The 1,356-nt window shown below is 67.2% G+C and carries 2 pseudogenes; one reads left to right on the top strand and one right to left on the bottom strand.

Annotation, left to right across the window (positions count from 1 at the left end):
- Window positions 1-62: 62 nt before the first annotated feature.
- Window positions 63-299: pseudogene (gene bamI, locus FFS27_RS32740) on the bottom strand (biofilm-associated metzincin protease inhibitor BamI); the annotation flags it as partial.
- A gap of 93 nt (window positions 300-392) precedes the next feature.
- On the opposite strand from bamI, the pseudogene mep72 reads away from it, so the two are divergent.
- Window positions 393-1,356 (top strand): annotated as a pseudogene (gene mep72 / locus FFS27_RS32735) (metalloendopeptidase Mep72); the annotation flags it as partial.

Here is a 1,356-nt window from a genome sequence, read left to right as displayed (position 1 = left end):
GACAGATAGGAAGCCATGGCGCCCCGAGGGCACCGCTGGGAAAACACGCTGGGAAGGTGGGCTCAGCCCTGGGCGGGCGGCGGCATCGGTGGCAGCTCGGCGAGCGGCGCGTCGACATGATCGCCATGCGGGTCGCTACGCGCGGCGATGTCGTTCTCGTCGATCACGCGGGTCTTGCCGCTGCGGTTGTCGACGATGATCGAGTAGCTGCCGTCGAGGGTGGCGACATTGATGTGGGTTTCCAGGCTGCCGCGCACCACGGTCAGGCTTTCCGCCTCGTCGCCGTCCACCAGGCCGCCGCCCGCCCAGGGCTGAGCCCACCTTCCCAGCGTGTTTTCCCAGCGGTGCCCTCGGGGCGCCATGGCTTCCTATTGTCCGAACACAGGCAACCCATGAAGAAATCCCTGCTCTGCTCCACCCTAGCCCTGGCGGTAGCCTCTGCCGCCCAGGCCGCGCCGAAGACCGTCGACATCATGGTGCTCTACACCCCCGCGGCGACCCAGACCGCAAATGGCCGCGACATCGATGCGCGGATCGCCAGCTACATCGAGTTCGCCAACACCGCCTACGAGAAGAGCGGCGTCAACCTGCGCCTGCGTCTGGTGCACAAGCAGCGCCTGGACTGGGCCGACTACCCGACGGTGACCGGCGCCAATCTCGATCGCTTCATGCGCGACCCGCAGGTGCAGCGCCTGCGCGAGCAGTACGGCGCCGATCTGGTCAGCCTGGTCAACCGCTCGCAGAACAGCGGCAATGGCTACATCACCTGCGGCATCGGCTACATGGGCTCGGGCGATAAGAACAGCGGGCGCTTCCACGGCAATGCCAAGGACATTGCCTACAACCTCACCGGGGTCGACTGCGGGCTCAACACCTTCGCCCATGAAGCCGGCCACAACATGGGCCTGCGCCACTCCTACGAGCAGGACCTGGAGTCCAGCTACTACGATCCGCGCTACGCCCACAGCGGCACCTACGAATGGAGCCGCGGCTACGGCGTGCAGGGGCGCTTCGCCACCGTGATGGCCTACCCGCATGCTTTCGGCACCAACAAGCAGGCACCGTTCTTCGCCAACCCGCGCCTGGTCAACGCCGAATGCGCCAACCAGCCCTGCGGTCGCGAAGAACACGCCGACGCCGTACGCGCGCTGAACAGCATGGCCACGCAGATCGCCGACTTTCGCCCGACCAAGGTACCCGGCACGGTCAACCCGGGCTCCGGCGGCGACACGCCGACCCCGCCGGACCTGCCATGGTGCACGAAAGCCAAGCTCGGCGGCCTGCTCGGCGATGGCGAGTTCGCCAGCATGGAAGGCTGGCGCGCATGGTCCGGCAACGCCCAGCTGAGCCTGGTGA

The sequence above is a fragment of the Pseudomonas sp. 2VD genome, assembly GCF_005503585.1.
Lineage (GTDB): Bacteria > Pseudomonadota > Gammaproteobacteria > Pseudomonadales > Pseudomonadaceae > Pseudomonas > Pseudomonas aeruginosa.
The sequence above is the reverse complement of the archived record's forward strand: the minus strand, read 5'-3'. Positions and strand labels throughout refer to the sequence as shown.